The sequence below is a fragment of the Pelomonas sp. Root1444 genome, from assembly GCF_001426885.1.
In the GTDB taxonomy this organism is placed as follows: Bacteria; Pseudomonadota; Gammaproteobacteria; order Burkholderiales; family Burkholderiaceae_C; genus Pelomonas.
Window position 1 is genome coordinate 618081 of record NZ_LMFP01000003.1, and the last position, 20455, is coordinate 638535.

At 67.8% G+C, this 20455-nt stretch carries 15 protein-coding genes and 6 tRNA genes; 6 read left to right on the forward strand and 15 right to left on the reverse strand.

All coding sequences use genetic code 11. The annotated features are described in order from the left end of the window. Positions 1-72 precede the first annotated feature (72 nt). Positions 73-903 (forward strand): glutamate racemase, encoded by an 831-nt coding sequence (gene murI, locus ASD35_RS05635; protein WP_082579937.1) that lies wholly within the window; start codon positions 73-75, stop codon positions 901-903. Positions 904-968: 65 nt separating this feature from the next. On the opposite strand, the gene ASD35_RS05640 is transcribed toward murI, so the two are convergent. Next, on the reverse strand, positions 969-1979 hold the full coding sequence (locus ASD35_RS05640) for an NADP-dependent oxidoreductase (protein ID WP_056873907.1): 1011 nt from the start codon (positions 1977-1979) through the stop codon (positions 969-971). Then, positions 1976-3199, reverse strand: a complete 1224-nt coding sequence (locus ASD35_RS05645) for an MFS transporter (protein WP_056873908.1) — start codon at positions 3197-3199, stop codon at positions 1976-1978. The genes ASD35_RS05640 and ASD35_RS05645 overlap by 4 nt, the downstream gene beginning before the upstream one ends. 54 nt (positions 3200-3253) lie before the next feature. Between ASD35_RS05645 and ASD35_RS05650 the strand changes: the two genes are divergently transcribed. After that, positions 3254-4231: an AraC family transcriptional regulator gene (locus tag ASD35_RS05650; RefSeq protein ID WP_056873909.1), complete on the forward strand. Its 978-nt coding sequence runs from the start codon at positions 3254-3256 to the stop codon at positions 4229-4231. Between the two features lie 106 nt (positions 4232-4337). Here the strand turns inward: ASD35_RS05650 and ASD35_RS05655 are convergent. The 12 genes from ASD35_RS05655 to ASD35_RS05710 form a co-directional block, all read right to left on the reverse strand. Continuing rightward, positions 4338-4426: transfer RNA gene (locus ASD35_RS05655), tRNA-Leu, on the reverse strand. Between the two features lie 68 nt (positions 4427-4494). Then, positions 4495-4570, reverse strand: a tRNA-Gly gene (locus ASD35_RS05660). A gap of 48 nt (positions 4571-4618) precedes the next feature. Further along, positions 4619-4694 (reverse strand) — tRNA-Gly (locus ASD35_RS05665). An 11-nt stretch (positions 4695-4705) separates the two neighbouring features. Beyond that, positions 4706-4779 (reverse strand) — tRNA-Cys (locus ASD35_RS05670). Positions 4780-4877: 98 nt separating this feature from the next. Beyond that, a tRNA-Gly gene (locus tag ASD35_RS05675) sits at positions 4878-4953 on the reverse strand. Positions 4954-5049: 96 nt separating this feature from the next. Then, on the reverse strand, positions 5050-7464 hold the full coding sequence (lon, locus tag ASD35_RS05680; protein WP_056873910.1) for an endopeptidase La: 2415 nt from the start codon (positions 7462-7464) through the stop codon (positions 5050-5052). A gap of 68 nt (positions 7465-7532) precedes the next feature. Beyond that, positions 7533-8804, reverse strand: coding sequence for an ATP-dependent Clp protease ATP-binding subunit ClpX (clpX, locus tag ASD35_RS05685; protein ID WP_056873911.1), 1272 nt, complete (start codon positions 8802-8804; stop codon positions 7533-7535). 124 nt (positions 8805-8928) lie between these two features. Further along, entirely contained in the window at positions 8929-9537 is a 609-nt protein-coding gene (gene clpP, locus ASD35_RS05690) for an ATP-dependent Clp endopeptidase proteolytic subunit ClpP (protein WP_056873912.1), read from the reverse strand. A 110-nt stretch (positions 9538-9647) separates the two neighbouring features. Further along, positions 9648-10961: a trigger factor gene (gene tig, locus ASD35_RS05695; RefSeq protein ID WP_056873913.1), complete on the reverse strand. Its 1314-nt coding sequence runs from the start codon at positions 10959-10961 to the stop codon at positions 9648-9650. Between the two features lie 31 nt (positions 10962-10992). Next, a tRNA-Leu gene (locus ASD35_RS05700) sits at positions 10993-11079 on the reverse strand. A 125-nt stretch (positions 11080-11204) separates the two neighbouring features. Further along, a complete protein-coding gene (locus ASD35_RS05705; protein ID WP_056873914.1) occupies positions 11205-14345 on the reverse strand; it encodes an efflux RND transporter permease subunit in 3141 nt (1046 codons plus the stop codon). A 13-nt stretch (positions 14346-14358) separates the two neighbouring features. Further along, entirely contained in the window at positions 14359-15498 is a 1140-nt protein-coding gene (locus ASD35_RS05710; RefSeq protein WP_056873915.1) for an efflux RND transporter periplasmic adaptor subunit, read from the reverse strand. Positions 15499-15619: 121 nt separating this feature from the next. Here ASD35_RS05710 and hpnC point away from each other — a divergent pair, with 121 nt between their 5' ends. From hpnC to hpnE, 3 genes are read left to right on the forward strand one after another with little or no spacing between them, the layout of a single operon-like run. After that, positions 15620-16444 (forward strand): squalene synthase HpnC, encoded by an 825-nt coding sequence (hpnC, locus tag ASD35_RS05715; protein ID WP_082579938.1) that lies wholly within the window; start codon positions 15620-15622, stop codon positions 16442-16444. Then, entirely contained in the window at positions 16441-17289 is an 849-nt protein-coding gene (gene hpnD / locus ASD35_RS05720) for a presqualene diphosphate synthase HpnD (RefSeq protein WP_056873917.1), read from the forward strand. Before hpnC ends, hpnD begins: the two co-directional genes overlap by 4 nt. Next, a complete protein-coding gene (hpnE, locus tag ASD35_RS05725; RefSeq protein ID WP_056873918.1) occupies positions 17286-18560 on the forward strand; it encodes a hydroxysqualene dehydroxylase HpnE in 1275 nt (424 codons plus the stop codon). Before hpnD ends, hpnE begins: the two co-directional genes overlap by 4 nt. Here hpnE and ASD35_RS05730 read toward each other — a convergent pair. Beyond that, positions 18500-19603, reverse strand: a complete 1104-nt coding sequence (locus ASD35_RS05730; RefSeq protein WP_056873919.1) for a TIGR03790 family protein — start codon at positions 19601-19603, stop codon at positions 18500-18502. The genes hpnE and ASD35_RS05730 overlap by 61 nt on opposite strands. A 34-nt stretch (positions 19604-19637) precedes the next feature. On the opposite strand from ASD35_RS05730, the gene ASD35_RS05735 reads away from it, so the two are divergent. Next, positions 19638-20408, forward strand: coding sequence for an IclR family transcriptional regulator (locus tag ASD35_RS05735; RefSeq protein WP_056873920.1), 771 nt, complete (start codon positions 19638-19640; stop codon positions 20406-20408). The last annotated feature ends 47 nt before the right edge of the window (positions 20409-20455 follow it).

Sequence of the window (20455 nt, forward strand, 5' to 3'; positions counted from 1 at the left end):
TACGCCAGCGAACGCTGAGAGAACTCTTTTTGGAGAGGCCTCTCGAATCACGAAGCTAGACTGCTCGCGCCCATGCAGACACACCTTTCACCGCGCCGTGAGATCGGCGTCTTCGACTCCGGCGTCGGCGGCTTCACGGTGCTGCGCGAACTCCGCGCCATGCTGCCCACGGCGCGCCTGCGCTACCTGGCCGACACGGCCTACGCGCCGTATGGCAACCGCAGCCCCGAAGAGATCCAGGCGCGTTCCATCGCGATCACCGAGCACCTGGTCGAGTGTGGCGCCGAACTCATCGTCGTGGCCTGCAACACGGCCACGGCTCACGCCATCGACGCGCTGCGTGCGCACTGGCCTGCCCTGCGCTTCGTCGGCACCGAGCCGGGCATCAAACCCGCCGTGGCGGCGACGCGCAACGGCCACATCGGCCTGCTGGCCACGCCGGCGACGGCGGCGAGCGCACGCCTGCGCGCGCTGATCGAACGTCATGCCGCGGGGCAAGAGGTGGTCGTCCAGGGCTGCGCGGGGGTCGTCGACCGCATCGAAGCCGGCGACCTGGACAGCCCCGGACTGCGCGACCTCGTGAACCTCTACTGCGAGCCGCTGCGCAGGGCCGGTGTGGACACGGCGCTGCTCGGCTGCACCCACTACCCGCTGATCGAACCGCTGTGGCAAGCGGCGCTTGGCACCGACGTCGAACTGCTGCGTATAGAAACCGCCGTGGCCCGGCGCGCTGTCGGCCTGTGGACGCCCGCCTTGGGCGAGCGCGCCGCGCTGGACATCGAGACCAGCGGCGACCCGGCCATCCTGGGTGCCTGGATCGCCACCGTGCTGGGTTGGCAAGGCCTGAACGTCCAGGCCTGGCAACCGGCAAACAGGAACGGCCAGCGCGCGCTGACCGCTTGAGCAGGCGGGTCCGGGCGGCCCAGCCCCTTCCATCGGTCCGGCTCACCGGCCAAAGGGCTTCTCGGTCAGGCGACGCGCACGACGGTCTTGCCGAAGTTGCCGCCCTGCAGGACGCGGGCGAGTGCCTGAGGCGCCTGCTCCAGGCCGTCCACCACGTCCTCGCGCAGCCGGATGCGGCCGTCGGCCAGCCATGTGGCCATCTCACGCCGGAAGATATCGAAGCGCGGGCCGAAGTGGTCCAGGATGATGAAACCCTGCATGCGCACCCGCTTGGCCAGCAGCGTGGCCAGAAGCGCGGGCCGGCGGTCGGGGCCCGGGGGCGGCGCCACGTCGTTGTAGTGGGCGATGAAGCCGCAGACCGGCGCCCGGGCGTGCTGGTTCAGCAGCGGCAGCACCGCGTCGAACACGTCGCCGCCGACGTTCTCGAAATAGACGTCGATGCCCTGCGGGCAGGCCGCTGCCAGCCGGGCGGCGAAATCGGACGCACGACGGTCGACGCAGGCGTCGAAGCCGAGGTCGTCGACGGCATGGCGGCACTTGTCGGTGCCGCCGGCGATGCCGATGACGCGCGCGCCCTTGAGCTTGGCGAGCTGTCCGACGACGGCACCCACGGCGCCGGTCGCCGCCGCGACGACGACGGTTTCGCCCGGTTGCGGCGCGCCGATGTCGAGCAGGCCGACATAGGCGGTGAAGCCGGGCATACCCAGTCCCCCGAGCGCCAGCGAGGGCCGGTCGGTGCCCCGCAGCGGCAGCAGGTCGCTGCCGTCGGACAGCGCGTAGTCCTGCCAGCCGGCGTTGGCGAGCACCAGTTCCCCCGCCTGAAACCCGGCATGGCGCGACGCCTCCACGCGGCTGACGGTGCCGCCCACCATGACCCCGCCCAGCGGCACCGGCGGTGCATATCCAGGGCCGACGGGCGCCATCAGGTTGCGCATGTAGGGATCGATGGACAGGTAGAGCGTGCGCAGCAGCACCTGGCCGTCCGCCGGTTCGGGCACGGGCTGGCGGTCGAGCCGGAAGTCCTCGGCGCCGGGCAGGCCCTGCGGATAGGCGGCGAGTGTGATGCGGCGGTTCATGCCGGGGCTCCGGTGCGAGGGCCGTGACGCAGCGTCAGCAGCGTGCCCAGCGTCACCGCCGCGATGGCGAAGGCCGGGCCGCCGAGCGCGCCGATGCGGTCCACCAGCAGCCCACCGAAGATGGCGCCGCTGGCGATGGCGATCTGGAAACTGGCGACGAGAAGGCCGCCGGCGCTCTCGGCCTGGTCCGGCGCGGCACGCACGATCCAGGTCTGGAAGCCGACGGGGAAGGCGCCGAAGGCGAAGCCCCACAGGGTCACGGCAACCGCGGTCACGGCGGCCGAGCTGCCCGCGACCCCAAGCCCCGCGGCCAGCGCGGCGATGACCGCGCCGCCGAAGACGATGGCCTGGCGCTCGCTGCGCCCAGCCAGCCAGCCGCCGGCGAAGTTGCCGAAGAAGCCGCCGATGCCGTAGCCCAGCAGCACCGCGGATATCGCCCCGACCGACAACTGCGTGACCTGCTCCATGAAGGGCCGGATGTAGGTGAAGCCGGCGAAGTGCCCGGAGATGACCAGCACCACCGCCAGCAACGCGATGCGCACCGGCGGGCGCCGCAGCAGCTCGGCGAACACGCGCAGGCTGGGGTCGTCGCGCGGCGGCAGCGGCGGCAGCGTCGAGAACTGCACCACCAGCGTCACGAGGCTGACGGCGCCGGCCGCGATGAAGGCGCTGCGCCAGCCCCAGACGTCGCCCATCCACGCGCCCACCGGCGCCGCGCACACCGTGGCGACCGACACGCCGGCGAGGATGAGCGACATCGCGCGGGCGAACAGCGACTGAGGCACCAGCCGCATCGCCAGCGCACCGGCCATGGACCAGAAGCCACCCAGCGCGACGCCCAGCATCACGCGCGCCGCCAGCAGCGTGGCCAGGCTGTCGGCCACGGCGGCGAGCGCGTTGGACAGCACCAGCAGCAGGCTCAGGGCCAGCATGACGCTGCGACGGTCCAGCCGGCGCGTCAGCAGCGGCAGCGACGGCGCGGCGACGGCACCGACCAGGGCCGTCGCCGTGACGGCCTGGCCGGCCGCACCGTCGCTGACGCCGAGATCCGTGGACATCGCCGTCAAAAGGCTGGCCGGCAGGAACTCGGCCATCACGAGGCTGAAGACGCCCATCGTCAGCGACGCGACGGCGGGCCAATGGGCCGTAGATTGAGTGGGAGACGCGAGCGCCGCGGCGGCGCCGCCGTCAAGGCAGGAGGAGCAGGCGGTGGAAGACATTGGGCAAAACCTTTCGTCAGCAATAACGGAATGCTAGGAATAGGGTTGCGGCGCATGAATGCCCGAGACACCGAATTGCTTGACTTTTCGTCCGACGCGCCCGAGGGCCCGGACACGCTCACGCAGATCCTGCTGGCCCTGCGTCTGGACGGCGTCGAGTACGGCCGCTGCGTGATGCGCGAGCGGTGGGCCGTGGCCTTCCCGGCGCAGCGTTCGGCGCGCTTCCATTTCGTGGGCAGCGGCGGTTGCTGGTTGCGCACCGCGGCCACCCATTGGGTGAGGCTGAACGCCGGCGACGCGGTGCTGTTGCCGCATGGCAGCTTCCATGTGCTGGCCAGCGCGCCGGACGTGCCGGCGGTGGAGATCGATTCGCTGTCGCGCGTGGCCGTGGCCGACAACATCTACGTCGTCGGCGACCCAAACGAGGTCCCAAACGACGCCGGCGCCGACGTGATGTTTTGCGGCGCGCTGCGCTTCAACCTCGACGCGCTGCACCCACTCATCGCGATGATGCCGCCCGTCATGCTGGCCAGCGACCTGGCGCTGAAGGACGCCACCGTGCCCGCGCTGCTCGACGCGATGGAACGCGAGGTGGCGCTGAACCGCATTGGCGCCTGCGGCATCCTCGCGCGGCTCGCCGATGCGCTGGCTGCGAGCATCATCCGCGTCTGGCTGGAATGCGGCTGCAGCGATGCGACGGGCTGGATCGCTGCGGTGCGCTGCCCCAAGGTCGGCAAGGTTGTCGCCGCCATCCATGCCGACCCGGAGCGCGGCTGGACGCTGCCCGAACTGGCCGACGTGATGGGCACGTCACGCTCGACGTTTGCCGATGCCTTCACGCGCACGATGGGCGAAAGCCCGGCGAAGTACGTCGCCAAGGTCAAGATGTTCCAGGCGCGGCGCTGGATCGCCCACGACGGCATGCGTGTCGCGGTGGCGGCGGAACGGCTGGGCTACGAGTCCGAGGCATCCTTCAGCCGCGCGTTCAAGCGCGTCATCGGGCATGCGCCAAGCGCGGCGCGAGGTGGCTGAGGTTCAGATCGGTATGCAGCGATATCGTCGCCTGGGATAGCACCCGAATGCATGAAACAGGTCACCGACCTGTGCGGCCCCAATGCTGACGTTTTATGTGCTCGCTTGGTGCCCGGGACGGGACTCGAACCCGTACACCCTTTTCAAGGTGGCGGATTTTAAGTCCGCTGCGTCTACCGATTTCGCCACCCGGGCGGCCGGCGGATTATCCGGGCCGCGCAAAAGAAAACGGGAGATTCGATCGCTCGAATCTCCCGTGAATTTGGAGCGGGTAACGAGGCTCGAACTCGTGACCTCGACCTTGGCAAGGTCGCGCTCTACCAACTGAGCTACACCCGCGCATTTCATCCAGCCTTGCAGCTGAACATCGGTGCGACCGATTTTTACTGGAGCGGGTAACGAGGCTCGAACTCGTGACCTCAACCTTGGCAAGGTTGCGCTCTACCAACTGAGCTACACCCGCATGAGTGTTTTTGGAGGCGCGATCCGGAGTCGAACCGGACTAACCGGATTTGCAATCCGGGGCATAACCGCTTTGCTATCGCGCCGTCGCCAACTTTGAATCTCGCCGATCAAAGCCGTTGGTGCGGCCTTGACGAAAATGGGAAGCCTGGGCTTCCCATCTAGGAAAAATTCCTGGAAATACTGGAGCGGGATAAGAGGCTCGAACTCTCGACCTATACCTTGGCAAGGTATCGCTCTACCAACTGAGCTAATCCCGCTTTGTTTCACTATTCAGGCAACCATACGGCTGTCTGTCTAGCGAAGCTGGCATTGTAATCCAACTTTTTGTCGAATGACAAGCCAGCTGCGCGCCTTCAGTGAGGCACCACCGTGCTCTTGGCTGCGCCGTCTTCCGGCTTGGCTGTCGCGACAGCAACTTCCTCGTCGGGCAGCGGCGACGGCATGGATTCGAGCGCGACTTCGAGCACGCGATCGATCCAGCGGACCGGCACGATCTCGAGCTGGTTCTTCACGTTCTCCGGAATGTCTTGAAGGTCCTTGACGTTCTCTTCCGGAATCATCACGGTCTTGATGCCGCCGCGGTGGGCCGCGAGCAGTTTCTCCTTCAGGCCACCGATGGCCGTGACTTCGCCGCGCAGCGTGATTTCGCCGGTCATGGCCACGTCAGCACGCACCGGGATGCCGGTCAGCGCAGACACGAAGGCCGTCGTCATCGCCGCACCCGCGCTCGGGCCGTCCTTGGGCGTCGCGCCGTCGGGCACATGCACGTGCACGTCGCGCTTCTCGAAGACCTCGTCCTTGATGCCCAGGCGGCGGGCGCGTGAGCGCACCACCGTGCGCGCGGCCTCGACGGACTCCTTCATCACGTCACCCAGCGAGCCGGTGCGGATGATGTTGCCCTTGCCCGGCATCGCGGTCGCCTCGATGGTCAGCAAGTCACCGCCCACCTCGGTCCATGCAAGGCCAACGACCTGGCCGACCTGGTTCTTCTTCTCGGCACGCCCGAAGTCGTACTTGCGCACACCGAGGAACTCATGCAGGTTCTCGTCAGTGACGACGACCTTGCCTTCGTACGCCTTGAGCTGGATGCCCTTGACCACCTTGCGGCAGATCTTGGACATCTCGCGCTCGAGCGAACGCACGCCGGCTTCCCGCGTGTAGTAGCGGATCACGCCGCGGATGGCCGATTCCGTGACATCCAGTTCCTCGTCCAGCACGCCGTTGTTCTTGCGTTGCTTGGGCAACAGGTAGGTTTGCGCGATATTGACCTTCTCGTCCTCGGTGTAGCCCGACAGGCGAATCACTTCCATGCGGTCCAGCAGGGCCGGCGGGATGTTCATCGAGTTGGACGTGGCCACGAACATCACGTCGGACAGGTCGAAATCGACCTCGACGTAATGGTCGCCGAAGGTGTGGTTCTGCTCGGGGTCCAGCACCTCCAGCAGCGCTGACGACGGGTCACCGCGGAAGTCCATGCCCAGCTTGTCGATCTCGTCGAGCAGGAACAGCGGGTTGCGCGTGCCGATCTTGGACAGGCTTTGCAGCACCTTGCCCGGCATGGAGCCGATGTAGGTGCGGCGGTGGCCGCGGATCTCGGCTTCATCGCGCACGCCGCCCAGCGCCATGCGGATGAACTTGCGGCCGGTGGCGCGGGCCACGCTCTGCCCGAGCGAGGTCTTGCCGACCCCCGGAGGGCCGACCAGGCACAGGATGGGCGCCTTGACCTTGTCGACGCGCTGCTGCACGGCGAGATATTCAAGGATGCGGTCCTTGACCTTCTCGAGGCCGTAGTGGTCTTCGTTCAGCACATCCTCGGCGTTCTTGAGGTCGTGCTTGATCTTGGTCTTCTTGCTCCAGGGCAGGTTGACCAGCGTGTCGATGTAGTTGCGCACCACCGTGGCTTCGGCGGACATGGGCGACATCAGCTTGAGCTTCTTCAGCTCGGCGTCGGCCTTCTTGCGCGCCTCCTTGGGCATCTTGGCGGCGAGGATCTTCTTCTCAAGCTCCTCCATGTCGGCGCCTTCTTCGCCGTCGCCGAGTTCCTTCTGGATGGCCTTGACCTGCTCGTTCAGGTAGTACTCGCGCTGGCTCTTCTCCATTTGGCGCTTGACGCGGCCACGGATGCGCTTTTCGACCTGCAGGATGTCGACTTCGTGCTCGAGCAGGTCGAGCAGCTTCTCCAGGCGCTTGGCCACCTCGGCCAGGTCCAGCACGGCCTGCTTGGCATCGAGCTTGAGCGGCAGATGCGCGGCGATGGTGTCGGCCAGGCGGCCCGGGTCGTCGATGCCGCCGATGGACGTGAGGATCTCGGGCGGGATCTTCTTGTTGAGCTTGACGTACTGGTCGAACTGCTGCGTGACGGCGCGGCGCAGGGCTTCGACCTCGGGCGCGTGCTCCGTCTCCGGGGGGATGGGCGTCACTTCGGCAACGAAATGCTCGCCCGGCTCGCTGATGGTGCTGGTCGTGGCGCGCTGCAGGCCTTCGACCAGCACCTTCACGGTGCCGTCAGGCAGTTTCAGCATCTGCAGGATGCTGGAGACGCAGCCGACCTCGAACATGTCTTCGGGCTTGGGCTCGTCCTTGCCGGCGGCCTTCTGGGCGACCAGCATGATCTGGCGGCCGGCTTCCATCGCGGCTTCAAGCGCCTTGATGGACTTGGGGCGCCCGACGAACAGCGGGATGACCATGTGCGGGAACACGACCACGTCACGCAGCGGCAGCAGCGGCAGCGTGATCGGGTCGGCGGGGAGGATGGGATGTCCGGACATGAAGACCTCTCTTTCTCAGGCCGATGTGCGGCCTGAGGGGGCAATTGCAAGTTGAGGGCTTAAGGGGCTCAGGCGCTGGCCTTGGCTTGCTCGCGGTAGACCAGCAAGGGACGTGCCGAGGTGTCCTCGATGTTGTGCTCGTCCAGCACGACCTTCTCGACGCCATCCAAGGCGGGCAGGTCGAACATGGTGTCGATCAGCGACTGCTCCATGATGGAGCGCAGGCCGCGGGCGCCAGTCTTGCGCGCCAGTGCCTTGCGGGCTATTGCCGCGAGCGCCGGCTTGCGAATCTCGAGCTCGACGCCGTCCATCTCGAACAGCTGCTGGTACTGCTTGACCAGCGCATTCTTGGGCTCGGTCAGGATCTGCACCAGCGCGTCCTCGGTCAGTTCGCCCAGGGTTGCGACGACGGGCAGGCGGCCGACCAGTTCGGGGATCAGGCCGAACTTGATGATGTCCTCGGGTTCGCATTCGCGGAACACCTCGGAGACGCGGCGCTCGCTCTTGCTCTTGACCGTCGCGCCGAAGCCGATGCCGGACTTCTCGCTGCGGTTCTGGATGACCTTCTCCAGGCCGTCGAAGGCGCCACCGCAGATGAACAGGATGTTGGTCGTGTCGATCTGCAGGAAGTCCTGGTTCGGGTGCTTGCGGCCGCCCTGCGGCGGCACCGAGGCCATCGTGCCTTCGACGAGCTTGAGCAGCGCCTGCTGCACGCCTTCGCCGGACACGTCCCGCGTGATGGAGGGGTTATCGGCTTTGCGCGAGATCTTGTCGATCTCGTCGATGTAGACGATGCCGCGCTGCGCACGCTCGACGTCGTAGTTGCAGTTCTGCAGCAGCTTCTGGATGATGTTCTCGACGTCCTCACCGACGTAGCCGGCTTCGGTCAGCGTCGTCGCATCCGCGATCACGAACGGCACGTTCAGCAGGCGTGCCAGCGTCTGCGCCAGCAGCGTCTTGCCGGAGCCGGTCGGGCCGATCAGCAGGATGTTGCTTTTGGACAGCTCGACCGAGTCCTTGCTCGTCGCCATGTGGCGCAGGCGCTTGTAGTGGTTGTAGACCGCAACCGCCAGCGTGCGCTTGGCGACGTCCTGGCCGATGACGTATTGGTCCAGGCTCGCCTTGATCTCACTGGGCACGGGCAGGTCGGATTTGCCGGCGCGCGCAGCCGGCGTCGGCGCAGGGATCTCGTCGCGGACGATGTCGTTGCAGAGTTCGATGCACTCGTCGCAGATGAAGACCGACGGGCCTGCAATCAGCTTCTTGACCTCGTGCTGGCTCTTACCGCAGAACGAGCAGTAAAGAACTTTTTCGCTGGAGGTGCCTTTTTTTTCGGCCATGGGTCTGCTCGGGAATGCCAGGCGGGTGCCTGAATGATGATAGTCCAAACGATCTCGGGGCCCTTGTGAAGATAAGGGCCCCGATTCCGCTGTGAATCCGGGGCTGGTTACAGCCCCTCACGACTCAAGGCCGGTGTTCCAGCACTTGGTCGATCAGGCCGTAGCCCTTGGCCTCGGCAGCGGACATGAAATAGTCGCGTTCGGTGTCGGACTGGATTTTCTCCAGGGTCTGGCCGGTGCGCTCGGCCAGGATGCGATTGAGGGTCTCGCGAGTCTTCAGGATTTCACGCGCATGGATCTCGATATCGGTCGCCTGGCCCTGGGCGCCTCCCAGCGGCTGGTGGATCATGACCTTGGCGTTGGGCAGCGAGAAGCGCTTGCCCTTGGCGCCGGCGGCGAGCAGGAACGCGCCCATGCTGGCGGCCATGCCCATGCACAGCGTCGAGACCTCGGGCTTGATGAACTGCATGGTGTCGAAGATGGACATACCGGCCGACACGCTGCCGCCGGGGCTGTTGATGTACAGCGAGATCTCCTTGTCGGGGTTCTCGCTTTCGAGGAACAGCAACTGGGCGACGACGAGGTTGGCGACGCCGTCGTTGACGGGGCCGACCAGGAACACGATGCGCTCCCGCAGCAGGCGCGAGTAGATGTCGTAGGCGCGCTCACCACGGCCGGACTGTTCGATGACCATGGGCACGAGGCCAAGATTGCTGGTGTCGAGAGCGCTCATTCAGATCCTTGAAGACAAAGCGGTAACAGCTGTTATGGGGTCGGATTATGGCCACGCAAGTAAAAAGGCGCCGGCCTCGCGGCACGGCGCCTTCGTCATGCGAAGGGCTATCAGTTGCCTGCGGCCATCAGCTCATCGAACGGCAGGGCCTTATCCGTCACCTTGGCGGTCGACAGCACGAAATCCGTGACATTGTTCTCGACGACGACAGCCTCGACCTCGGCCATGCGCTCGCGGTCGCTGAGGTACCAGCGCATCACTTCGGCGGGCTTCTCATAGCTCTGCGACAGCTCTTCGATGTGCGCCTGCAGCTGGGCCGGCTTGGCCTGCAGGTTGTTGGCGCGCACCAGCTCGGCGACGACCAGGCCCAAGCGCACGCGACGCTCGGCCTGCGGCTTGAAGATGTCGGCGGGGATCTCGGCCTTGTCGGCATCCTTGACGCCGCGCTTCTTCAGGTCCTCGCGGGCCTGACCGACCATGCGCTCGGCCTCACCCTGCACCAGGGCATTGGGCACGTCCAGTTCGGAAACGGCGACCAGTGCGTCCATCACGGCGCCCTTGTTGCGGGCCAGCACGCGGAACTTCACTTCGCGTTCCAGGTTCTTCTTTATGTCGGCACGCAGGGCCTCGACGGACGCATCCTTGATGCCCAGCGACTTGGCGAAGGCCTCATTCACTTCGGGCAGGTGTTGGGCTTCGATCTTCTTGACGGTGACGAGGAAATCAGCTTCCTTGCCGGCCACGTCCTTGCCGTGATAGTCGTCGGGGAACTGCAGCGGGAAGGTCTTGGACTCGCCGGCCTTCATGCCGCGCACCGCGGCGTCGAACTGCTCCAGCATCTGGCCTTCGCCGATCAGGAACTGGAAGCCTTCGGCCTTGCCGCCCTGGAAGGGCTCGCCGTCGATCTTGCCTTCGAAGTCGATGGTGACACGGTCGCCGGCCTGGGCCACGTCGCTGGCCGGGCGCTGGGCGAAGCTGCGGCGCTGCTTGCGCAGGATCTCGACGGTCTTGTCGATGGCTTCCTCGGTCACGTCGCTGGTGACGCGCTCGACCTCGGCCGCAGCCAGGTCGCCGATCTTGACTTCAGGGTAGACCTCGAAAGTCGCGTCGAAGGCCATCTGGCCTTCGGGGGCCTGGTCCTTCTGTTCGATGCGCGGGGCGCCGGCGACGCGCAGCTGCGCTTCGTTGGCGGCGTTGTTGAAGGCGGCGCCGAGCTTGTCGTTGACGACCTCGTACTGCACCGAGTAGCCGTAGCGCTGGGCCACGACGTTCATCGGCACCTTGCCGGGGCGGAAGCCGTCGGCCTTGACGGTGCGGGCCAGCTTCTTCAGGCGGGCTTCGACTTCGCTGTTGATCTCAGCGGCCGCAACGTGCAGGGTGATGCGGCGTTCCAGCTTTTCAAGGGTTTCGACGGTGACGGCCATGATGGACTCGGGAACAGTTGAAGGACAGTGGTGGTGCGCGGGGCCGGACTCGAACCGGCACGCCTGTGAAGGCGTCAGGACCTAAACCTGGTGCGTCTACCAATTTCGCCACCCGCGCGATTCTGGGTTGGGCTGCTTCAAGAGCAACCCCGTAGGCGATTCGGCAAACCGGCGATTGTAGCGATGCCGCGCAGCTCGCCCGCCGCCCCGGCCACGGGGCAGCACAAACCCTGAAAACGAGGCTCAGAGCTGGCTGTGTCGCTCGGGCCGCTCGACGCGGAACCAGGCGGCGTACATGGCGGGCAGTGCGAGCAGCGTCAGCACCGTCGCGACGATGAGGCCGCCCATGATGGCCACGGCCATCGGGCCCCAGAACACGCTGCGCGACAGCGGAATCATGGCCAGCACGGCCGCCGCCGCCGTCAGTACGATGGGGCGGAAGCGCCGCACGGCCGATTCGACGATGGCCGACCAGTCCGGCACGCCGCGGGCGCGGTCCTGCTCAATCTGGTCGATGAGGATGACCGAGTTGCGCATGATCATGCCCATCAGCGCGATGACGCCCAGCAGCGCGACGAAGCCGAACGGCCGGTTCAGCAGCAGCAGCGCCATCGCCACGCCGGCAATCCCCAGCGGCCCGGTCAGGAAGACCAGCATCGCGCGGCTGAAGCTCTGCAGTTGCAGCATCAGCAGCGTGAAGGTGATGAACAGCATGATGGGCACGCCCGCCGCGATGGAGCCCTGGCCCTTGCTGCTCTCCTCCACGGCACCTGCGATCTCGATGCGGTAGCCGGTCGGCATCTGCTTCTGCAATTCGTCGAGTTTCGGCCAGACCTCCTTGGTTACCGTCGCGCCCTGCAGGCCCTCCGCGACGTCGCCCTGCACGGTGACGGCATAGTTGCGGCCCTCGCGCCACATGACGCCCGGCTCCCATGCGAACTCGACCTTGGCGATCTGCGTCAGCGGGATGGCGCGGCCGCTGGTCGTCGGCAGGTTGGCGTTGCCGATGTCGGTGATGACGGCGCGTTCGTTCAGCGGCTGGCGCAGCACGATGTCGATGAGCTTGTCGGCCTCGCGGTACTGGCCGACGACGGTGCCCGACAGCAGCGTGCGCGCGGCCTGCGCCAGGCTCTGGCTGGTGACGCCCAGCGCGCGGGCCTTGTCCTGGTCGACGCTGAGCCGCAGCGTCTTGACGTTCTCGTTCCAGTTGTCGTTGACGCCGCGCATGTTCGGGTTGGCGCGCAGGATCTCCTTGGCCTTGTCGGCCCAGTCGCGGACGACCTTGGGATCGGCACCGGCGACGCGGAACTGCACCGGGTAGGGCACCGGCGGCCCGTTGGGCAGCAGCTTCACGCGCCCACGCGCTTCGGGGAACTCCTCGGCCAGCAGCTTGGGCAGGCGCTGCCTCAGCGCCTCGCGCTCTTCCAGGTTCTTGGGCAGCAGGATGGACTGCGTGACGTTGGCCTGCGGGAAGATCTGGTCCAACGGCAGATAGAAGCGCGGCACGCCGGAGCCTATCCAGGTCGTCACGCTGGCGATGGCCGGATCCTTGAGCATGCGCGCCTCAAAACGCTTGGCGAGCAGCTCCGTCTCCTGGATGGCCGAGCCTTCGGGCAGCCACAGGTCGACGAGAACCTCGGGGCGGCTGGAGTCGGGGAAGAACTGCTGCTGCACGCGGGTCATGCCGAAGATGCCCAGCGCGAAGACCAGCAGCGTGATGCCGATCGTCATCCAGCGGTGCGTCACGCACCAGCGCACCACGCCGCGGAAGCGGTTGTAGAACGGCGTATCGAAAAGCTCGTGCACCTCGCCATCCGCCGCAGGCTTGGCCCTAAGCAGCAGCGCGCCGAGATAGGGCACGAAATAGACCGACACGACCCAGGAGATGACCAGCGACGCGGCCGTCACGGCAAAGATCGCGAAGGTGTACTCCCCGACGGTGGACTTGGCCAGGCCGATGGGCAGGAAGCCCACGGCCGTGATCAGCGTGCCGGTCAGCATGGGCATGGCCGTCACGTCGTAGGCGTAGGTGGCCGCGTGCATCTTGTCGTAGCCCTCTTCGAGCTTGCGCACCATCATCTCGACGGCAATGATGGCGTCGTCGACCAGCAGGCCCAGCGCGATGATCAGCGAGCCCAGCGAGATCTTGTGCAGGCCCACGCCCCAATAGAACATCGTGACGAAGGTGATGGCGAGCACCAGGGGGATCGTGATGGCGACGACCAGGCCCGGCCAGATGTCGATGCGCAGCGGCCTGGTGTGCAGGCCCAGCGCGATGAAGCTCACCGCCAGCACGATGACCACCGCCTCGATGAGCACGCGCACGAACTCGCCGACCGACGTCGTGACGGCCTTCGGCTGGTCCTGGATCTGCTCGAGCTGGATGCCGGCCGGCAGGTCGCGCTCGATGGATTTGAGCGCGACGCCCAGCGCCTTGCCCATCGCGATGATGTCGCCGCCCTTGGCCATGGAGACGCCCAGGGCCAGGACCTCCTTGCCCTGGTGGCGCACCTTGGTGGCCGGGGGGTCGACGTAGGCGCGCTTGATCTCCGCGATGTCGCCCAGGCGCAGCTGGCTGGCCACGTCGGTCTGCGGGTTGACCGCACGGATCGGCACTTCGGCCAGCGCCTGGGCCGTCGTGAACTGGCCTTGCACGCGCACCTGGAAGTTGGCGCTGCCGGCGTTCAGCAGGCCGGCGCCCTCGACGGCGTTCTGCGCGCCGATCTGGTTGATCACCTGGTTGAAGTCCAGGCCCAGCTGGGCCAGGCGCTTCTGCGAGATCTCGATGAAGAGTTTCTCGGGCTGCACGCCGAAGATCTCGACCTTGGCCACGTCCTTGACCTGCAGCAGCGCCTGGCGCACGCGGTCGGCATGCTCGCGCAGTTCCTCGGGGCTGAAGCCATCGGCCGACAACGCGTAGATGGAGCCGTAGACATCACCGAACTCGTCATTGAACACCGGCCCCAGCACCCCCTGGGGCAGCGTGCTGCGCATGTCGCCGATCTTCTTGCGCGTCTGGTACCAGAGGTCGGCCACCTCCTTGGGCGGCGTGTTGTCCTTGACCTGGAAGATGGTCAGCGACTCGCCCGGCTTGGTGTACGAGCGGATCTTGTCCGCGTGGCTCACCTCCTGCAGCGTCTTCTCGATCTTGTCGGTGACCTGGTCGGCCATCTGTTGCGCCGTGGCGCCCGGCCAGAAGGCCTGGATGACCATGGCGCGGAAGGTGAACGGCGGGTCCTCGTCCTGGCCGAGCTGGAAATAGGCGAAGAAGCCCATCAGCATCAGCACCACCATCAGGTAGCGCGTCAGTGCCGGGTGCTCCAGCGCCCAGCGCGAGACGTTGAAGCCACCGACGTGGGGCTGTTTCGTGATCGGGGATGTCATTCGCAGCCCCGGCTCAGCGAGAGGCCGCGGGAACCGCAGGCGTGGCAGGGGCGTTGGCCGCGCGCGGTGGCACATAGCGCTTGACCTTCTGGTCAGGGCTCAGCACATGCACGCCGGCGACGACGACCTCCTGGCCGGGATTCAACCCGCCCACGATGACGACTTCATTGCCATCCGCCCCGCCCACCTGCACGGTTGCCGGCTTGACGGTCATCGACGCGCCGTCCAGCAGCCAGACGGAGGTCTTGCCACCTTGCTGCAGCACCGCCGACACGGGCAGCTTGATGACGCTTTCCATCTGCGGCAGGTCCAGCACGACGGTGGCGGACTGGCCCAGCTTCACGTCCAGCTTGCCGGCATCGGCCTTGATGAGGAAGGTGCGCGTCGCCGGGTCGGCCGCTGCGGCGACCTCGCGCAGCGTGAGCGGCCAGGTCCTCTCACCCCCCCACAGCCGCACCTTGAGCGCGCCGGGACGGCTGGCTGCCGCGCGCACCCGGGAGATCTGGTCCTCCGGCACCGAGAAGACGATGTCGCGCGGGCCATCCTGCGCCACGCGCACGACCGGCGTGCCGGCGGCCAGCACCTGGCCCGGCTCGGCGTCGACGCCGGTCACCACGCCGGGGCCGTCGGCCACCAGCTGGGCGTAGCCGGCCTGGTTGCCCTGCACATCGGCCTGGGCCTTGGCCTGGTCGAGCTGGGCTTGCGCGGCCTTGAAGGCCGACTCACGGCGTTCCAGCTCGGCGGCGCTGATGAAGCCCTGGCGCTGCAGATCGACGAAGCGCTTGTAATCCGCGGCGGCCTGGTCGCGGTTGGTCCGCGCGGCGGCCACGCCGGCGGCGGCCGCGGCTTCGGCCAGCTTCAGGTCCTGGGCATCGATGCGGGCCAGCACCTGGCCCCGCTTGACCGTGTCGCCCAGGTTGACCGCGCGGTTCAGCAACTTCCCGTTGACTCGGAACGACAGCCGCGATTCGACCCGCGCGCGCACCTCGGCCGCATACTCGTGGCTGGCGCTCGCGCTGCCGGCACTGACGACCTGGGTGCGCACCGCACGCTCCGGTTCCGGCGCGGGCGCCTGCTTGCTGCACGCCGACATCAGGGCCGATAGCAGGACCGCCAGCAGCAAGGGCGGCGCGAGACGCGGAAGATGGGGCATGCAGACCTCGGCAGGGATGGACGGCCGGCCCTAAAATTTAATGACCGGCGGGTCAGTAATGTATTCAGGCCCGGTGACAACTGTCAAACCTCATTGACACATCGGGTGTTGCAGGCAGAGCTTGAGCGTCGACCACTACGAAAACTTTCCCGTCGCTTCCTGGCTGTGCCCCCCGGCACTGCGGCCGGCCGTCGTCGCCATCTATCACTTCGCCCGCACGGCCGATGATCTCGCGGACGAGGGCGATGCTCCAGTGGCCGAGCGGGTGCAGGCGTTGCGCGACTATCGCGCCGACCTGGCCGCCGTTGTCGCCGGCCACGCGCCGTCGCCGCTTTGGGCGCGGGTCTATGCCCCGCTGGCCCGTGAGATGCACCGGCTGCAGCCGGCGCTGTTGCACGACCTGATCGATGCCTTCGAGCAGGACCTCGACCCGCCACGCTACCGCGACCGCGCGCACCTGCTGGACTACTGCCGCCGCTCGGCGAACCCCGTCGGCCGGCTGCTGCTGGGCCTGTACGGCGTGGGGGACGCCGAGTCGCTGCGCCGCTCGGACGCCATCTGCTCGGCGTTGCAGCTCATCAACTTCTGGCAGGACTTCAGCCGCGACGGTCCCAACGGCCGCCTCTATGTGCCGCAGGCCGACCTCAATCGCCATGGCGTCACTGCTTCCGACGTGCTGGCCTGCCGCGACAGCCCCGCCGCCCGCGCGCTGATCCAGGACTTGTGCGCCTGGGCCCGCCAGCTGATGCTCGATGGTGCCCCGCTGGCCTTGAGCCTGCCCGGCCGCGCCGGCTGGGAGCTGCGCCTGGTCGTGCAGGGCGGCCTGCTCATCCTCGACAAGATCGCCGCGCGCCGCTTCGACAGCCTGCTGCACCGCCCCGCGATCCGGGCCAGTGACTTCCCCGCCCTGGCCTGGCGCGCGCTGACAATGCGGGCCGCACCATGAGCCCAGAGCAATACGTCCAAGACAAAGCCGCCGCGAGCGGCTCCAGCTTCTATTACGCCTTCCTGTTCCTGCCGCCGCCGCGGCGGGCGGCGATCACGGCCTTCTACGCCTTCTGCCGCGAGGTGGACGACGTCGTCGACGAAACGCAGGACGCCGGCGTCGCCGCGACCAAGCTGGCCTGGTGGCGCAAGGAGGTCGCCAGCGCGTTCGCCGGCCAGCCCAGCCATCCGGTCATGAAGGCGCTGATGCCGCACACCGCCACCTACGACATCCGCCTGGAGCATCTGAACGCCGTCATCGAAGGCTGCGAGATGGACCTGCAGCAGACGCGCTACCTGGACTACCCCGGCCTGCAGCGCTATTGCCATCTGGTGGCCGGCGTGGTCGGCGAAGTGGCCAGCGGCATCTTCGGCCGCACGCAGCCGCAGACCATGGACTACGCGCACAAGCTGGGCCTGGCCATGCAGCTGACCAACATCATCCGCGACGTCGGCGACGACGCGCGGCGCGGCCGCATCTACCTGCCGGTCAATGAGCTGCAGCAGTTCGGCGTCAAGGCCAGCGAGATCCTTTTGCGCAGCAAGCCCTGGGGCTACAGCGAGCGCTTCACGGCGCTGATGAAGTTCCAGGCCCAACGCGCGCACCAGCTCTACGACGAGGCCCTCGCGCTGCTGCCTGAGGCCGACCGCGCCGCGCAGAAACCCGGGCTGATGATGGCCAACATCTATCGCGCGCTGCTCGTCGAGATCGAGCGCGAGGACTTCCAGGTCCTGCACCAGCGCATCGCGCTGACGCCGCTGCGCAAGCTCTGGATCGCCATGAAGACGAACTGGCGCGGGCGGTGAAGGTCGCGATCGTTGGCGGCGGCTGGGCGGGCATCGCGGCCGCCGTCGAGCTGGCCACCGCGGGCCATGACATCAGCGTCTTCGAGATGGCGCCGCAGCTTGGCGGCCGGGCACGCAGCGTCGCCGGCAAACCCGATTACGACAACGGCCAGCACATCCTCATCGGCGCCTATCGCGACAGCCTGGCGCTGATGCGCCGGCTGGGCGTCGATCCGGACGCCGTGCTGAAGCGCCTGCCGCTGGCCCTGCCCTACCCCGGCGAGCCCGGCTTGCGGCTGCCGGCCGGCTCGCCGCTCATTGCCTTCGCACGCGGCGTGCTGGCCCATCGCGGCTGGCCTTTGCACGCGCGGCTGGGTCTGCTGGCCGCTGCGGGCGGCTGGCTGGCGCGCGGCTTCCGCTGCGATGCGCGGCTCAGCGTCGCCGAACTCTGCACCGGCCTGCCGGCCGCGGTGAAGCGCGATCTCGTCGAGCCGCTGTGCATCGCCGCGCTGAACACGCCGGCGCCCCAGGCCAGCGCCCAGGTGTTCCTGCGCGTGCTGAAGGACGCGCTGTTCAGCGGCGCCGGCAGCGCCGACCTGCTGCTGCCGCGCCGGCCGCTGTCCGAGCTGCTCGCCGCGCCCGCGGCGGCCTGGCTGGGCGAGCGCCTGCGGCTGGGCCGCCGGGTGCAGATGATCGAGACGGGCTGGCGGGTGGACGGCGAAGCCTTCGATGTCGTCGTGCTGGCCTGCACCAGCGTCGAGGCCGCGCGGCTCACGGCAGACCTGGCGCCGGCCTGGTCCGCCATCGCCCAGGGGCTGCGCTTCGAGCCCATCGTCACCGTCTACCTGAGCAGCCCCGGCAGCGCCCTGCCCGCACCCATGCTGGCGCTGCGCGAAGGGCCGGACGCGCCGGCGCAGTTCGTCTTCGACCATGGCCAGCTGGGGGGCGCGCCGGGGCGCTTCGCCTTCGTCGTCAGCGGCGCGGCCGCCTGGGTCGCGCACGGCGGCTGCGCCGAAGCCGTGCTGGCGCAAGCGCAACGCGAGCTGGCCTGGGCCACGCCGCCCGTCATCGACAAGGTGCTGACCGAGAAGCGCGCCACTTTTGCCTGCACGCCGGGCCTGGCGCGACCTTCGGCGCGAATCGCGCCGGGGCTGTGGGCGGCGGGCGACTATGTCGACGGCCCCTACCCCGCCACGCTCGAAGGCGCCGTGCGTTCGGGACTGGCCGCCGCTCAGGGAATCGGTATCGGCGCGAACGGCGCTGCCAAGGGCTCGCCGACGAACACGCCCTGAGCCGGCCAGGCCACGCTGTGCCAGTAGGCCTCCAGCGCGCTGACGCCCTGGGCATAGGCCTGGATCAGCACCTGCGGGTGCGGGAACTTCTGCAGGTGGTTGCAGGGCTCGCTGGCGGTGCCGTAGGTGGCGGTCACGCCGGCGTCGATCCAGTCGAGGATGTTCATCTGGCCCTCGCCCGCCGCTTTGTCGAGCTGGCCGCCATAGGACGTCAGGTGGTCGGCCAGCGCGCCGGGCAGCCATTCGCCGCCCAGCGGCGCCGGCACGCGGGCCAGGCCGGTCTGGTAGATCAGCGTGCGGCGCATCGCCGGCAGCGCGTCGCTGCGGATGCGCGCGACCTCGAAACCCGCGACGCCCGGCACCGGCCCGGCGGGCGGAAACAACTTCTCGCGCACGTTGCGGTTCACGTCGGGCGTCGCCGCCAGGTAGGCCACGGCCGGCTCGGGCCCTGCCGTCGCCAAGGTGTGATCGGACGCGATACCGCGCTCGATCATGGCCATGGCCGCCGGCACCGAGCGCGCTGCCAGCTGCATCGTCGGGCGCAGCCCGATGACGAGCCAGGGCTTGGCGCCGAAGTAGCTGGCGTAGGGGCTGGGACGCGTCGACGCGCAGCTGTTGGCGCAGACGTCCGGCTGCAGGCCCATGCCGAGCGCGCTCGTCAGCGAGTTGCAGTCGACGGCATAGGGCTGCACCCAGGCCAGCGCCAGGCCGTTGACGTTCTCGGGCATCTGGCTGCGGATGGCCTGGTCCAGTGCCGTGAACTCCTCGGGCGTCAGGCTGCTGCGCTGTGGCAGCTGCACGCGCAGCACCTGCGCCGCCGGGATGCCGCGGCGCTTGGCGTAGTACTCGCCAACCGCGACCGAGTACGGATCGGCCGTGTTGATGACGAGGCCCAGGTCATGCGCCGTGATGCGGCCGTACAACCGCGGCATGCGGCCCCAGCGCGGCTCCGCGGCGGGAGGCTCGGCCGCCTGGACCGCGGCCACGCTGGCCAGCAACAAGGCCCCGAAGGCTTGCCACTTGCTGAAGCCTGCTTTCGCCATACAAAACACCGGCAATCTCCTCCACAATGAAGCCATGAAATCCAAAGAGGCGCAGCAAACCCCGGCGATCCAGGTGCTGGAACGCATGTTTGCGCTGCTGGACGTGCTGGCCCAGCACCAGGACCCGGTCTCGCTGAAGGCCTTGTCCGAGTCCACCGGCCTGCACCCCTCGACGGCGCACCGCATTCTGAATGACCTGACCCTGGGTCGTTTCGTGGACCGGCCCGAAGCCGGCAGTTATCGACTCGGCATGCGCATGCTGGAGCTCGGCAACCTCGTGAAGGCGCGCCTGGACGTGCGCGACGCCGCGCTGCCCGCCATGCGCGAGCTGCACAAGTTCACCCACCAGCCGGTCAACCTGTCGGTTCGCCAGGGCGACGAGATCGTCTACATCGAACGGACCTATTCCGAGCGCTCCGGCATGCAGGTCGTGCGCGCCGTCGGCGGGCGCGCGCCGCTGCACCTGACGTCGGTGGGCAAGCTCTTCCTGGCCAGCGATGACAGCCCGCGGGTGCGTGCCTATGCCACGCGCACGGGCCTGGCCGGCCACACCCGCAACAGCCTGACCGACATCAGCGCGCTGGAGCGCGAGCTGGCCATGGTGCGCCAGCGCGGCATTGCCCGCGACGACGAGGAGCTGGAACTCGGCGTGCGCTGCATGGCCGCGGGCATCTACGACGACCAGGCCAAGCTGGTGGCAGGCCTGTCCATCTCCGCGCCGGCGGACCGGCTGGAAGAAGGCTGGGTCGTGCGCCTCAAGGAAACCGCGGCGCAGATCTCGACGGCCCTCGGCCACCGGACCTGACACCGCTCCATACAGCGCTTGGCGGCAAAAGCAAAGCGGCGCCGAGG

Excerpts from the sequence above, each read along its gene's own strand:
- clpP (WP_056873912.1), bottom strand. The coding sequence starts at position 9,537 with ATGAGCGCTCTCGACACCAGCAATCTTGGCCTCGTGCCCATGGTCATC.
- ASD35_RS05640 (WP_056873907.1), bottom strand. The coding sequence starts at position 1,979 with ATGAACCGCCGCATCACACTCGCCGCCTATCCGCAGGGCCTGCCCGGC.
- ASD35_RS05710 (WP_056873915.1), bottom strand. The coding sequence starts at position 15,498 with ATGCCCCATCTTCCGCGTCTCGCGCCGCCCTTGCTGCTGGCGGTCCTG.
- hpnD (WP_056873917.1), top strand. The coding sequence starts at position 16,441 with ATGAGCCCAGAGCAATACGTCCAAGACAAAGCCGCCGCGAGCGGCTCC.
- ASD35_RS05650 (WP_056873909.1), top strand. The coding sequence starts at position 3,254 with ATGAATGCCCGAGACACCGAATTGCTTGACTTTTCGTCCGACGCGCCC.
- ASD35_RS05735 (WP_056873920.1), top strand. The coding sequence starts at position 19,638 with ATGAAATCCAAAGAGGCGCAGCAAACCCCGGCGATCCAGGTGCTGGAA.
- lon (WP_056873910.1), bottom strand. The coding sequence starts at position 7,464 with ATGTCCGGACATCCCATCCTCCCCGCCGACCCGATCACGCTGCCGCTG.
- ASD35_RS05730 (WP_056873919.1), bottom strand. The coding sequence starts at position 19,603 with ATGGCGAAAGCAGGCTTCAGCAAGTGGCAAGCCTTCGGGGCCTTGTTG.
- ASD35_RS05645 (WP_056873908.1), bottom strand. The coding sequence starts at position 3,199 with ATGTCTTCCACCGCCTGCTCCTCCTGCCTTGACGGCGGCGCCGCCGCG.
- murI (WP_082579937.1), top strand. The coding sequence starts at position 73 with ATGCAGACACACCTTTCACCGCGCCGTGAGATCGGCGTCTTCGACTCC.
- tig (WP_056873913.1), bottom strand. The coding sequence starts at position 10,961 with ATGGCCGTCACCGTCGAAACCCTTGAAAAGCTGGAACGCCGCATCACC.
- clpX (WP_056873911.1), bottom strand. The coding sequence starts at position 8,804 with ATGGCCGAAAAAAAAGGCACCTCCAGCGAAAAAGTTCTTTACTGCTCG.
- ASD35_RS05705 (WP_056873914.1), bottom strand. The coding sequence starts at position 14,345 with ATGACATCCCCGATCACGAAACAGCCCCACGTCGGTGGCTTCAACGTC.